Origin of the sequence: Pseudomonas sp. St316 (assembly GCF_018325905.1) — a bacterium.
In the GTDB taxonomy this organism is placed as follows: Bacteria; Pseudomonadota; Gammaproteobacteria; order Pseudomonadales; family Pseudomonadaceae; genus Aquipseudomonas.
Window position 1 is genome coordinate 5395390 of record NZ_AP021901.1, and the last position, 13601, is coordinate 5408990.

Sequence of the window (13601 nt, forward strand, 5' to 3'; positions counted from 1 at the left end):
CGAGCAAGCTCGCTCCCACAGGGGTTCTGTGCTGAACACACTATTTGTGCTCAATGAAATCCAGTGTGGGAGCGAGCTTGCTCGCGATGGCGCCGGCCCAAACAATGGTGATCCAACGAGGAAACACAACCCGCTCAATGACCATTCGCCCACCGCTGGCGCAACCACTCCAGGTCTTCCGGCCGAGTGACCTTGATGTTATCGGCCCGCCCTTCGATCAACCGCGGAGCCTGCCCCGCCCATTCCATGGCGGACGCTTCGTCGGTAATCACCGCATCTGCAACCAGGCTGTCGGCCAAGGCCCGATGCAAGGCGCCGAGGCGGAACATCTGTGGCGTGTAGGCTTGCCAGATCACACTGCGATCAACGGTTTCCAGCACCCGTCCATGCTTGTCGACGCGCTTGAGGGTGTCGCGCGCAGGGACAGCCAGCAGGCCGCCGACCGGGTCGTTCGCCAACTCGCTGAGCAATGAATCCAGGTCATCCCGGGCCAGGTTCGGCCGGGCGGCGTCGTGCACCAGCACCCAATCGTGATCGTCGGCGCCCTGCTCGTGCAGGTGCAGCAAGGCATTGAGCACTGAATCCGAACGTTGTTCGCCACCGTCGACGCGCTGGATGCGTGTGTCGTTGGCGCAGGCCAGGGTCGGCCAGTAGGGATCATCGTGTGCAAGGCTGACCACCACCCCCTTGACGGTGGGATGATCGAGGAAACAGCCGAGGCTGTGTTCAAGAATTGTGCGCCCGCCCAGTTGCAGGTATTGCTTGGGACGGTCCGCGGCCATACGAGCGCCAACGCCCGCGGCAGGAATCACGGCCCAGAAGGCCGGCAAACGAATACTCATTGGGCCAACTGGTAGAGGGTTTCGCCCTCCTTGACCATGCCCAGTTCATGTCGAGCCCGCTCTTCAACGGTCTCCATGCCTTTTTTCAGCTCTGTCACTTCGGCATCCATCACCCGATTACGCTCCAGCAGCGCCTCATTTTCGGCGTGTTGGTCGGCAATTTGCTGAGTCAGGTCGGCCACTTGCGCCAAGCTGCCATTACCCACCCACAGGCGGTACTGCAGGCCGGCCAGCAACAGGAGCAAGACAAGAAACAACCAGTTGGGACTGCGCATCGAATATCAGGTATCCAGTGAAAAAAGACCGCCATGCCAAACTTTGCAGCGTCTGATAGCACGAAGCCTGGAAAACCCAGGCTTGTGCTTGATAAGGCATCAGATTAGAGGCAAAACCGCCGCCAGGGCGACCTTTTCGACACAATCCGCTGTCTTTTTACCATTTACTGCTTAGCCGCGAAACTCGGCGCGACCGTTGTACTTGGCCTTGCCATTCAATTGCTCTTCGATACGCAGCAGTTGGTTGTACTTGGAAACGCGGTCGGAACGGCACAGCGAACCGGTCTTGATCTGGCCTGCCGCAGTGCCCACGGCCAGGTCGGCAATGGTCGAGTCTTCGGTTTCACCGGAGCGGTGGGAGATCACGGCGGTGTAGCCGGCGGCCTTGGCCATCTGGATGGCTTCCAGGGTTTCGGTCAGGGTGCCGATTTGGTTGAACTTGATCAGGATCGAGTTGGCGATCTTCTTGTCGATGCCTTCTTTCAGGATCTTGGTGTTGGTCACGAACAGGTCGTCACCCACCAGCTGGGTTTTCTCGCCGATCTTGTCGGTGAGGATTTTCCAGCCAGCCCAGTCGGACTCGTCCAAACCGTCTTCGATGGAGATGATCGGGTAACGCTCGGTCAGGCCCTTGAGGTAGTCGGCGAAACCTTCGGCGGTGAACACCTGGCCTTCGCCGGACAGGTTGTACTTGCCGTCTTCGTAGAATTCACTGGCGGCGCAGTCCAAGGCCAGGGTCACGTCGGTGCCCAGCTTGTAGCCAGCGTTGGCCACGGCTTCGGAGATCACTTTCAGTGCGTCTTCGTTGGACGCCAGGTTCGGTGCGAAACCGCCTTCGTCGCCGACGGCGGTGCTCAGGCCACGGGCTTTGAGCACAGCCTTGAGGTGATGGAAAATCTCGGTGCCCATGCGCAGGCCTTCGGAGAAGGTCTTGGCGCCAACCGGCTGTACCATGAATTCCTGGATGTCGACGTTGTTGTCGGCATGCTCGCCGCCGTTGATGATGTTCATCATCGGCACCGGCATCGAGTAAACACCCGGGGTGCCGTTGAGGTTGGCGATGTGGGCGTACAGCGGCAGGTCCTGGTCCTGGGCAGCGGCCTTGGCAGCGGCCAGGGACACGGCGAGGATCGCGTTGGCGCCCAGGGTGGCTTTGTTTTCGGTACCGTCGAGCTTGATCATCGCGTGATCGAGGGCTTTCTGGTCGGCAGGATCCTTGCCCAGCAACAGGTCACGGATCGGACCGTTGATGTTGGCGACGGCTTTGAGCACGCCCTTGCCCAGGTAACGGCTCTTGTCGCCATCACGCAGCTCCAGCGCTTCGCGCGAGCCAGTGGAAGCACCGGACGGCGCACAAGCGCTGCCGATGATACCGTTGTCGAGAAGCACGTCCGCTTCAACAGTGGGGTTGCCACGGGAGTCGAGAACTTCACGACCTTTGATGTCGACGATTTTTGCCATTGTTGTAAACACTCCAAAGTTGACTAGAACGTTGCAGAAAACTTGCTCACCCTCAGCTGCGATTCAGCCAAAAGAGACCGAATGGGAGCGCTTCGCACTCCAACGGGAGCAAGCTCCCTCGCCACAAGAGCACGGCTTGCCGGCGATGGGGCCCTCAAGGACGCCATCGCTGGCAAGCCATGCTCCCACAAGAGCAGTGCGGCCAGCGGGCCAGAGCGATAATCGAGCGGTACTTTACCGGAGAAAACCGCGTTACGCGGTTTCTATTGTCGGAAAACTCTTGACCAGCTCATCCAATGCCTTGAGCTGAGACAGGAAAGGTTCCAGCTTGTTCAAGCGCAAGGCACAAGGGCCGTCGCACTTGGCGTTATCCGGATCGGGGTGGGCCTCGAGAAACAGACCGGCCAGGGACTGGCTCATGCCCGCCTTGGCCAGATCAGTGACCTGGGCGCGACGACCGCCGGCTGAGTCGGAACGGCCGCCAGGCATCTGCAAGGCGTGCGTCACGTCGAAGAGCAGCGGGTACTCGAACTGCTTCATGATGCCGAAACCGAGCATATCGACCACCAGGTTGTTGTAGCCGAAGCTCGAACCCCGCTCGCAGAGGATCAACTGGTCATTGCCGGCTTCTTCGCACTTGCTCAGGATGTGTTTCATCTCCTGGGGCGCGAGGAATTGGGCTTTCTTGATGTTGATCACCGCGCCGGTCTTGGCCATCGCGACCACCAGGTCGGTCTGGCGCGACAGGAAGGCCGGCAACTGGATGACGTCGCAGACCTCGGCGGCGACTGCGGCCTGGGCAGGCTCGTGGACGTCGGTGATGATCGGCACACCAAAAGCTTGCTTGATGTCCTGGAAGATCCGCATGCCTTCTTCCAGGCCCGGGCCACGGTAGGAGGTCACGGACGAGCGGTTGGCCTTGTCGAAGCTGGCCTTGAAGACGTAAGGGATCCCCAGTTTCTGGGTGACCTTCACGTACTCTTCGCAGACCTGCATGGCCATGTCGCGGCTTTCCAGCACGTTCATGCCGCCAAACAGCACCATGGGCTTGTCGTTGGCAACCTCGATGTCGCCGACGCGGATGATCTTCTGGGCCATCGTCTTATGCCTTTTTCTGGTGTTGAGCCAAAGCGGCTTTCACGAAACCGCTGAACAACGGATGACCGTCGCGTGGCGTCGAGGTGAACTCGGGGTGGAACTGGCAGGCGACGAACCATGGATGATCCGGGGCCTCGACCACTTCGACCAGCGCGCCGTCACCGGAACGACCGGAGATTTTCAGGCCGGCTTCGATCAACTGCGGCAGCAGGTTGTTGTTCACTTCGTAGCGATGACGGTGACGCTCGACGATCACATCCCTGGCGTAGCAATCGTGGACCTTGGAGCCGGCTTCCAGCAGGCACTCCTGGGCACCGAGACGCATGGTGCCGCCCAGGTCCGAGCTTTCCGTACGCACTTCCACGGCACCGGTGGCATCTTCCCACTCGGTGATCAGGCCCACGACCGGATGGCCGCTGGCGCGATCGAATTCGGTGGAGTTGGCGTCTTTCCAGCCCAGCACGTTACGGGCGAACTCGATGACCGCCACTTGCATACCCAGGCAGATCCCCAGGTAAGGCACCTTGTTTTCGCGAGCGTATTGCACGGCAGTGATCTTGCCTTCCACGCCCCGCAGGCCGAAGCCGCCCGGCACGAGGATCGCATCGGCGCCTTCGAGCAGGCCGGTGCCCTGGTTCTCGATGTCTTCAGAATCGATGTAGCGCAGGTTGACCTTGGTACGGTTGCTGATGCCGGCGTGACTCATCGCCTCGATCAGCGACTTGTAGGCGTCCAGCAGCTCCATGTACTTGCCGACCATGGCGATGGTGACTTCGTGCTCAGGGTTGAGCTTGGCATCGACCACCGCTTCCCATTCAGACAGGTCGGCGCTGGCACACTGCAGGCCGAAGCGCTCGACGACGAAGTCGTCCAGGCCCTGGGAGTGCAGGATGCCCGGGATCTTGTAGATGGTGTCGGCGTCTTCCAGGCCGATGACCGCGCGCTCTTCAACGTTGGTGAACTGGGCGATCTTGCGACGCGACGAGATGTCGATCGGGTGATCGGAGCGGCAAATCAACACGTCCGGCTGCAGGCCGATGGAGCGCAGTTCCTTGACCGAGTGCTGGGTAGGCTTGGTCTTGGTTTCGCCGGCCGTGGCGATGTACGGCACCAGTGTCAGGTGCATCAGCATCGCGCGCTTGGCGCCGATTTCGAAACGCAGCTGGCGGATGGCCTCGAGGAACGGCTGGGACTCGATGTCGCCCACCGTGCCGCCGATTTCGACCATCGCCACGTCGGCATCGCCAGCACCCTTGATGATGCGGCGCTTGATTTCGTCGGTGATGTGCGGGATGACCTGGATGGTCGCGCCCAGGTAGTCACCACGACGTTCCTTGCGCAGCACGTGTTCGTAGACACGGCCGGTGGTGAAGTTGTTGTTCTGGGTCATGGTCGTGCGGATGAACCGCTCGTAGTGGCCCAGGTCCAGGTCGGTCTCGGCGCCGTCGTGGGTGACGAACACTTCACCGTGCTGGAACGGGCTCATGGTGCCCGGGTCAACGTTGATGTACGGGTCCAGCTTGAGCATGGTGACCTTAAGTCCCCGCGCCTCCAGGATGGCCGCCAATGAAGCCGAGGCAATGCCTTTCCCCAATGAAGAAACAACACCGCCCGTGACGAATATGTAGCGCGTCATGAAAAACCCTAGAAGTCTGCGTTAAAGCGGTCCGAGCCGCCGGGGAAAGCGAAGGAAGGCCGAAGCCCCCGATCACCTGCATTAATCACAGTGCACCTTTCAAAAAAACCGCCGCGTTGGGACAGACCGGAAGTGAAATCACCGGTACGTTGCTCGCTACACATTTTTTGGAATCGCCCAGCAAAGACTGCTTGGTAATCGGCAACTCCTGCAATTCAGGCGAATCCACAGAAGTTGTATCAAGAAGGGAGCGTAGTCTACCGGAAAGCCCCTTTCAGCTCAAACCCAGATCTTGGCTTCCTGGCGTCCAGATCAATTGCCAACTGCCATCAGCCTGTGCATCGAGCCCGGCCAGGTTGGCCACCGCCAGCAATTGCTCACCCTGATAGAGCAGCGGCAATCGGCCGCGAACGAACGCCGGCACGCCCTTTTCATTGAGCAAACGCTTGAGGTCACGGTGACCACGACCCGCTAACGCCATCACCTCGCCGCCTTGACGATAGCGCACGCTAAGCGGCCCCGCAGGCGGCGTGCCGTCGAGCACCACCCGACCATTGCCTGGCAAGCTCAGCGCAACCGCCGGATCCGCCCAGTCGACGCTGCCTGGCAGCGAACATAGCCAGTGGTCGGATAACCACCAGACCCGCCCGACGGCGCGGTGCAGCTCGCCACCTGCCAGGCGCCAGATCGGCCGGGCATCGTCGACGGCATCGCGCAACGAGTCCCAGCCCGACCAGTGATCGGTGTCGGGCAGCAGGGTCATCGGTGCCAGCCAGTGGCTCAAGGCGTTGCGCTGACGGGCCGGCGACAACGCCCGCAAAGGTGCCAGTGCCAGGGACTGCAGCCCAAGCCAGTCGAACGCGCCCGCAGACGCGGCCTGGGCCAGGTCGATCCGCGCCAGATCGTCCAGCAAGCCCTGGGCTTCACTCATGTGCGCCGCGCTGCGCGCCAGGGTCGTCGGGGCTTGGGGCCACTGCTCGGCCAGCACTGGAAAAACTCGCTGGCGCAGATAATTGCGCGCGTAGCGATGGTCGTCGTTGGAGGGATCGTCGATCCAGCTCAAGCCTTGTTGCGTCGCATAGATCTCCAACTCCGCGCGGGACACGTCGAGCAGAGGTCGCAACAAATAACCCTGGCCCAGCGCACGCTGCCTTGGCATCGCCGACAAGCCCCTCACCCCTGCCCCGCGCAGTAAACGAAACAACAGGGTTTCAGCCTGGTCATCGCGGTGCTGGGCAGTAAGTAGCACTTCGTTGCCCTGCGTTGCTGCGTGGAAAGCACCATAACGCGCCTCCCGGGCGGCGCGCTCGACGCTGGCGCCCGGCCGGACTTGCACATTGACCACTTGCAGCGGCACCCCAAGGGCCTCGCAAACCGAGCGGCAATGGGCCGGCCATGCATCTGCCACCGACTGAAGGCCATGGTGGACGTGGATCGCATTTAGCGGGGGCAGGGTTTGGGTTTTGGAGAGAGACACGAGCAGGTGCAGCAGGACGGTGGAATCGAGGCCGCCGGAGAAGGCGATGCGCCAGGTGGCGGCGTTGCACCAGGGGGACAGTTGTGTGAGGAGCCGGGTGGGCAGATCAATCCTGGGCTGATTCATAGAAACTGGCCTCCACACAAATCAAATGTGGGAGCGAGCTTGCTCGCGACGGCGGAGTATCAGTCAACTTATCGGTTGAATGTTAAACCGTTATCGCGAGCAAGCTCGCTCCCACACAGGGGTACAGCGCTTGAATCAGAGGCCGTAGCTCATCAACCGCTCGTAGCGACGAGCCAGCAAGGCGTCGTTGTCGAACTTCTTGAGCATCGACAATTGCGATGTCAGCTCGGCACGAATCAGTGCCGCCGCCGCAGCCGGGTCGCGGTGGGCGCCGCCGACTGGCTCGCTGATCACTTTGTCGACGATGCCCAGGCCTTTGAGACGCTCAGCGGTAATGCCCATGGCCTCTGCCGCATCCGGCGCCTTCTCGGCGGTTTTCCACAGGATCGAGGCGCAGCCTTCCGGCGAGATCACCGCATAGGTGGAATATTGCAGCATGTTCAGCTGGTCGCAGACGCCGATGGCCAATGCACCGCCAGAGCCGCCTTCGCCGATTACGGTGGCGATGATCGGGGTTTTCAGACGCGCCATGACGCGCAGGTTCCAGGCAATCGCTTCGCTCTGGTTGCGCTCTTCGGCGTCGATGCCCGGGTAGGCGCCCGGCGTGTCGATGAAGGTCAGGATCGGCATCTTGAAGCGCTCGGCCATTTCCATCAGGCGGCACGCCTTGCGGTAGCCTTCAGGGCGCGGCATGCCGAAGTTGCGACGCACCTTCTCGCGCACTTCGCGGCCTTTCTGATGGCCGATAACCATCACCGGCTGGTCATCCAGGCGAGCAACGCCGCCAACGATGGCAGCGTCATCGGAGAAGTGACGGTCACCGTGCAACTCATCGAACTCGGTAAAGATGTGCTCGATGTAGTCCAGGGTGTAGGGACGACGCGGGTGACGCGCCATGCGGGCGATCTGCCAGCTGGTCAGCTTGCCGAAGATGTCTTCGGTCAGCGTGCGGCTTTTGTCCTGCAGACGAGAGATTTCATCGCCGATATTCAGCGAATTGTCATTACCGACCAAGCGCAACTCTTCGATCTTGGCTTGCAGGTCGGCGATCGGCTGTTCGAAATCTAGAAAATTCGGGTTCATAGGCGTCCGTCTTGGGTCGACGTCCAAGAGAGCTTGGGCCGGCCGGTTGTCTATTCGCGCCTACCTTAAGGGAGAGGCGCGTTCAGGTCGAGATTAAAAATTCGGGTCGAGATCAGGGGTATTCCGGTTTCAGGAATGGCCCCTGGCCGTCAACGGTATTGGAGGAAGACGTTGTCTTTGCCGAACTGGTCACGCAAGGCTTGAATCAACGCATCCGCCGGGTCGATCCGCCAGCCTTCACCAAACTGCAGCACAGCCTTGGCGTCGGGGCGTACATACTCCATGGTGATCGGGCAGGCGCCGCGATGGCGCTTGAACAATTCGCCCAACCAGCGTAGCTGATCGCCCTTGAGATCCTGGGTCTGCAGCTTCAGGCGCAGGCTTTCCGCCAGGTTGGTACGGGCATCTTCCATGCTCATCACCCGCTTGACCCGCAGCCGCAGGCCACCGGAAAAGTCATCGTTGCTGACCTCGCCTTCCACCACCACCATCGCATCGGTCTGCAACAGCGACTGCGCCGAGTGAAACGCATCGGCGAACAATGAGGCCTCGATGCGCCCGGAGCGGTCGTCAAGGGTGATGAAGCCCATCTTGTCGCCCTTTTTGTTCTTCATCACCCGCAGGGCGATGATCATGCCGGCGACGGTTTGCGTATCGCGCGCCGGCTTGAGGTCGATGATGCGCTGACGGGCGAAGCGGCGGATCTCGCCCTCGTATTCGTCGATCGGGTGACCGGTGAGGTACAGGCCCAAGGTGTCTTTCTCACCCTTGAGGCGCTCCTTGAGGGTCAGTTCCTTGGCCTTGCGATGGTTGCCATAGACGTCGGCGTCTTCTTCGACGAACAGCCCGCCAAACAGGTCGGCGTGGCCGCTGTCATGGGTGCGGGCTGTCTGTTCGGCAGCCTTGATCGCCTCCTCCATCGCCGCCAGCAACACCGCGCGGTTGCGGTCGATGTTGGCCTGGTAGGCCTTGGGCTCATCCTGGAAGTAAGGGCCCAGCCGGTCCAGGGCGCCACTGCGGATCAAACCGTCGAGGGTGCGCTTGTTGATGCGCTTGAGGTCGACCCGGGCGCAGAAATCGAACAGGTCCTTGAACGGCCCGTCCTGGCGCGCTTCGGTGATGGCCTCCACCGGCCCCTCGCCCACGCCCTTGATCGCGCCCAGGCCGTAAATGATGCGGCCTTCGTCGTTCACCGTGAACTTGAACTCCGAGGCGTTCACATCCGGTGCGTCGAGGCGCAGCTTCATGGTCCGCACTTCTTCGATCAAGGTCACGACCTTGTCGGTGTTGTGCATATCCGCCGACAGTACCGCGGCCATGAACGGCGCCGGGTAGTGCGCCTTCAGCCACGCGGTCTGGTATGACACCAGGCCGTAGGCGGCGGAGTGGGATTTGTTGAAGCCGTAGCCGGCGAACTTTTCCACCAGGTCGAAAATGTTACCGGCCAGGTCGGGGTCGATGCCGTTGGTCGCGCAACCCTCAATGAAACCGCCGCGCTGCTTGGCCATTTCCTCGGGCTTTTTCTTACCCATCGCCCGGCGCAGCATGTCCGCACCGCCGAGGGTATAACCGGCCATGACCTGGGCAATTTGCATCACCTGTTCCTGATACAGGATGATGCCGTAGGTCGGTGCCAGCACCGGTTTCAAGCCTTCGTACTGATAATCCGAGTGCGGGTATGCCAGCTCGGCGCGGCCGTGCTTACGGTTGATGAAGTCATCCACCATGCCCGACTGCAACGGGCCCGGACGGAACAGGGCCACCAGTGCGATCAGGTCTTCCAGGCAGTCGGGCTTGAGCTTTTTGATCAGCTCCTTCATGCCCCGGGATTCAAGCTGGAACACCGCCGTGGTTTCGGCTTTTTGCAGCAGGCTGTAGGTCGGCTTGTCATCCAGCGGAATAAAGGCAATGTCCAGCGGTTCTTCGCCGACCTTGGCCCGGTCACGGTTGATGGTTTTCAGCGCCCAGTCGATGATGGTCAGGGTCCGCAGGCCGAGGAAGTCGAACTTCACCAGGCCCGCCGCCTCGACGTCATCCTTGTCGAACTGGGTCACCAGGCCGTCGCCTTCTTCATCGCAATAGATCGGCGAGAAGTCAGTCAGTTTGGTCGGCGCGATCACCACGCCCCCGGCGTGCTTGCCGACGTTACGCACCACGCCTTCGAGCTTGCGGGCCATCTCCCAGATTTCCGCGGCTTCTTCATCGACCTTGATGAAGTCCCGCAGGATTTCTTCCTGCTCGTAGGCCTTCTCCAGGGTCATGCCGACTTCGAACGGAATCATCTTCGACAGACGATCCGCCAAACCGTAGGACTTGCCCTGCACCCGCGCCACGTCGCGTACCACCGCCTTGGCGGCCATGGAACCGAAGGTGATGATCTGGCTCACCGCGTTGCGGCCATATTTCTCGGCCACGTAGTCGATCACCCGGTCGCGACCGTCCATGCAGAAGTCGACGTCGAAGTCGGGCATGGATACCCGTTCCGGGTTGAGGAAACGTTCGAACAGCAGGTCATATTCCAGCGGGTCGAGGTCGGTGATCTTCTGCACGTAGGCCACCAGCGACCCGGCACCCGATCCACGGCCAGGCCCCACCGGCACGCCGTTGTTCTTGGCCCACTGGATAAAGTCCATCACGATCAGGAAGTAACCGGGAAAGCCCATCTGGATGATGATATCCAGCTCGAAATTCAACCGATCGACATACACCTGGCGCTTGGCTTCGTAATCTTCGGTGGTGTCCTTGGGCAAGAGGACGCTGAGGCGTTCCTCCAGGCCGTCGAAGGACACCTTGCGGAAATACTCGTCGATGGTCATGCCATCGGGGATCGGGAAGTTGGGCAGGAAGTGCTTGCCCAGCTTCACGTCGATGTTGCAACGCTTGGCGATCTCGACAGTGTTTTCCAGCGCCTCGGGCAGGTCGCTGAACAACTCGGCCATTTCCTCGGCGCTCTTGAGGTATTGCTGGTTGCTGTAGTTCTTCGACCGACGCGGATCATCGAGGGCACGGCCCTCACCGATGCAGACGCGGGTTTCGTGGGCCTCGAAATCTTCCTGCTTGATGAAGCGCACGTCGTTGGTCGCCACCAGCGGCGCGCCGATCTTGTCGGCCAGGGCCACGGCGGCATGCAGGTGTTCTTCATCATTGGGACGATGGGTGCGCTGCACTTCGATGTAGAAGCGATCCGGGAACACCGACATCCAGTCACGGGCCAGGGTCTCGGCTTCCTCGGGGTTGCCACTGAGCAGGGCCAGGCCGATTTCACCTTCCTTGGCCGCCGACAGCATGATCAGCCCTTCGCTGGCCTCGGCCACCCACTCGCGCTCGATGATGATCGAGCCGTTGCGCTGGCCGTCGATAAAGCCACGGGAGATCAACTCGGTGAGGTTGCGATAACCCAGGGCGTTCATCACCAACAGGCTGATACGGCTCAGCGGTGCGTCCGGGTCCTTGTTCGACAGCCACAGGTCGGCGCCACAGATCGGCTTGATCCCGGCGCCCATGGCGGCCTTGTAGAACTTGACCAGTGAACACATGTTGTTCTGGTCGGTGACCGCCACGGCAGGCATGTTCATGCCCACCAGGGTCTTGACCAGGGGCTTGATCCGCACCAGACCGTCGACCAGGGAGTATTCAGTGTGCAGGCGTAGATGAACGAATGAAGCCGGCATAGTGATCCTGCGTTAAGTCATGAAAACAACAAGGCCCGGATTGTACCGGGCCTTGGGTAAAACATGTAGGAGCTGCCGAAGGCTGCGATCTGTTGATTTTGATCTGGATCTTGAGTTCCAAGATCAAAAGATCGCAGCCTTGGGCAGCTCCTACGGGATTGGCGAGCGTTCCACCACCCCTTCGCGCGCCTCATAGGCCAACCGTACCGGGGCGAACGAGCGCCGGTGGATCGGCGTTGGCCCGAGGCGCGCCAGGGCTTCCAGATGCACGGGCGTCGGGTAGCCCTTGTGGCCGCCGATGCCGTAGCCCGGATAAATCAGCTCGAAGGCGCTCATTTCCCGGTCGCGACTGACCTTGGCCAGAATCGAAGCCGCCGCGATGGCCGGCACTTTCGCATCGCCCTGGATCACCGCTTCGGCGCGCATCGACAGTTTCGGGCAGCGATTACCATCGATCATCGCCAGTTTCGGCGTAATGTGCAGGCCCTGCACGGCACGCTGCATGGCGAGCATGGTGGCGTGCAGGATATTCAGTTCGTCGATTTCTTCGACCTCGGCCCGGGCGATGCACCAGCTCAGGGCCTTCTCGCAGATCTCGTCGTAGAGCTTTTCGCGACGGGCCTGGGTGAGTTTCTTCGAATCGTTGAGGCCCAGGATCGGCCGCTTCGGGTCGAGAATCACCGCCGCCGTCACCACCGCGCCGCACAACGGGCCACGCCCCACTTCATCGACACCGGCCACCAGCTCTTCGACTTCGGCGACCAGATTGAAGTCCAGGCCCATCTGTAGCTTCACGTTACTCATTGTTTTGCGCCGATCAGGGTCAGCACCGCGTCCGCAGCCTGGTTGGAGGCATCGCGGCGCAAGGTGCGATGGATTTCGTCAAAGCCCCGGGTCTGTTCCTGGCCGCCGTCAATCAACGGCGCAAGCGTACTGGCCAATGCATCGGCGGTGGCCTCGTCCTGCAACAACTCAGGCACCAGCAAGCGCTGGGCCAACAGGTTCGGCAAGGACACGTAGGGGCTCTTGACCATGCGCTTGAGAATCCAGAACGTCAGCGGCGCCAGGCGATAGGCGACCACCATCGGGCGCTTGAACAACAACGCCTCAAGGGTAGCCGTACCGGACGCGATCAACACGGCGTCACACGCGGCCAGGGCTTCATGGGAGCGACCGTCAAGCAGCGTAATCGGTAAATCGCGACCGATCAAAAGCTCTTCAAGCTGGGCCCGACGCTGCGCACTGGCACATGGCAGAACAAAACGCACGCCGGGACGAATCGACAGAAGGCGCTGCGCGGCGTCGAAAAACAGGCCACCCAGGCGACTCACTTCGCCACCACGGCTGCCAGGCATCAAGGCCACCAGCGGCCCTTCGGGCAGGCCCAATGCCTGGCGCGCTGCTTGGCGATCAGCCTCCAGGGGAATCGTATCGGCCAGGGTATGCCCGACAAACCGTACCGGCACGCCCTTCTCTTCGTAGAACCGGGCTTCGAATGGCAACAGCGTCAGCATCAGGTCGCAGCCTTCGCGAATCTTCAGCACCCGCTTCTGCCGCCAGGCCCAGACCGACGGGCTGACGTAATGCACGGTCTTGATCCCGGCCTGGCGCAACTTGAGTTCGATATTGAGGGTGAAGTCCGGCGCATCGATGCCGATGAACACATCCGGTTTTTCATCGATGAGGGTCTGGATCAGTTTCTTGCGCCGGGCCAGCAACTCGCGCAGGCGACCGAGCACTTCCACCAATCCCATCACCGACAGGCGCTCCATCGGAAAATAGGACGTCAGCCCCTCGGCTTGCATCAACGGCCCGCCAACACCGATGAACTCGACGGCAGGATGCTGCGCCTTGAGCGCGCGCATCAGACCGGCGCCCAGAATGTCACCGGAAGCCTCTCCCGCCACCAGTGCAACACGCAAATTAGCCATG

At 61.1% G+C, this 13601-nt stretch carries 10 protein-coding genes; all 10 read right to left on the reverse strand.

Annotated features, from left to right (window positions below; translation table 11 throughout):
• Positions 1–134: 134 nt before the first annotated feature.
• Positions 135–842 carry a 2-C-methyl-D-erythritol 4-phosphate cytidylyltransferase gene (ispD, locus tag KI237_RS24135; RefSeq protein ID WP_212797362.1) on the reverse strand — a complete coding sequence of 236 codons (708 nt, stop codon included), beginning with the start codon at positions 840–842 and terminating at the stop codon, positions 135–137.
• The gene (gene ftsB / locus KI237_RS24140) at positions 839–1117 is read right to left on the reverse strand and encodes a cell division protein FtsB (protein WP_003184873.1); all 279 of its coding nucleotides are present in this window, start codon (positions 1115–1117) and stop codon (positions 839–841) included. Before ftsB ends, ispD begins: the two co-directional genes overlap by 4 nt.
• 171 nt (positions 1118–1288) lie before the next feature.
• Positions 1289–2578, reverse strand: coding sequence for a phosphopyruvate hydratase (gene eno / locus KI237_RS24145; protein WP_028237207.1), 1290 nt, complete (start codon positions 2576–2578; stop codon positions 1289–1291).
• Between the two features lie 252 nt (positions 2579–2830).
• Positions 2831–3676, reverse strand: coding sequence for a 3-deoxy-8-phosphooctulonate synthase (gene kdsA / locus KI237_RS24150; protein ID WP_212797363.1), 846 nt, complete (start codon positions 3674–3676; stop codon positions 2831–2833).
• A gap of 4 nt (positions 3677–3680) precedes the next feature.
• The gene (gene pyrG, locus KI237_RS24155; protein ID WP_212797364.1) at positions 3681–5312 is read right to left on the reverse strand and encodes a CTP synthase; all 1632 of its coding nucleotides are present in this window, start codon (positions 5310–5312) and stop codon (positions 3681–3683) included.
• A gap of 274 nt (positions 5313–5586) precedes the next feature.
• A complete protein-coding gene (tilS, locus tag KI237_RS24160) occupies positions 5587–6915 on the reverse strand; it encodes a tRNA lysidine(34) synthetase TilS (protein ID WP_212797365.1) in 1329 nt (442 codons plus the stop codon).
• Between the two features lie 135 nt (positions 6916–7050).
• Entirely contained in the window at positions 7051–7998 is a 948-nt protein-coding gene (locus KI237_RS24165) for an acetyl-CoA carboxylase carboxyltransferase subunit alpha (protein WP_212797366.1), read from the reverse strand.
• 149 nt (positions 7999–8147) lie between these two features.
• Positions 8148–11669 (reverse strand): DNA polymerase III subunit alpha, encoded by a 3522-nt coding sequence (gene dnaE, locus KI237_RS24170; RefSeq protein ID WP_212797367.1) that lies wholly within the window; start codon positions 11667–11669, stop codon positions 8148–8150.
• A gap of 150 nt (positions 11670–11819) precedes the next feature.
• Entirely contained in the window at positions 11820–12473 is a 654-nt protein-coding gene (gene rnhB / locus KI237_RS24175; RefSeq protein WP_212797368.1) for a ribonuclease HII, read from the reverse strand.
• Positions 12470–13600, reverse strand: a complete 1131-nt coding sequence (gene lpxB, locus KI237_RS24180) for a lipid-A-disaccharide synthase (protein ID WP_212797369.1) — start codon at positions 13598–13600, stop codon at positions 12470–12472. The genes rnhB and lpxB overlap by 4 nt, the downstream gene beginning before the upstream one ends.
• Between the last annotated feature and the right edge of the window lies 1 nt (position 13601).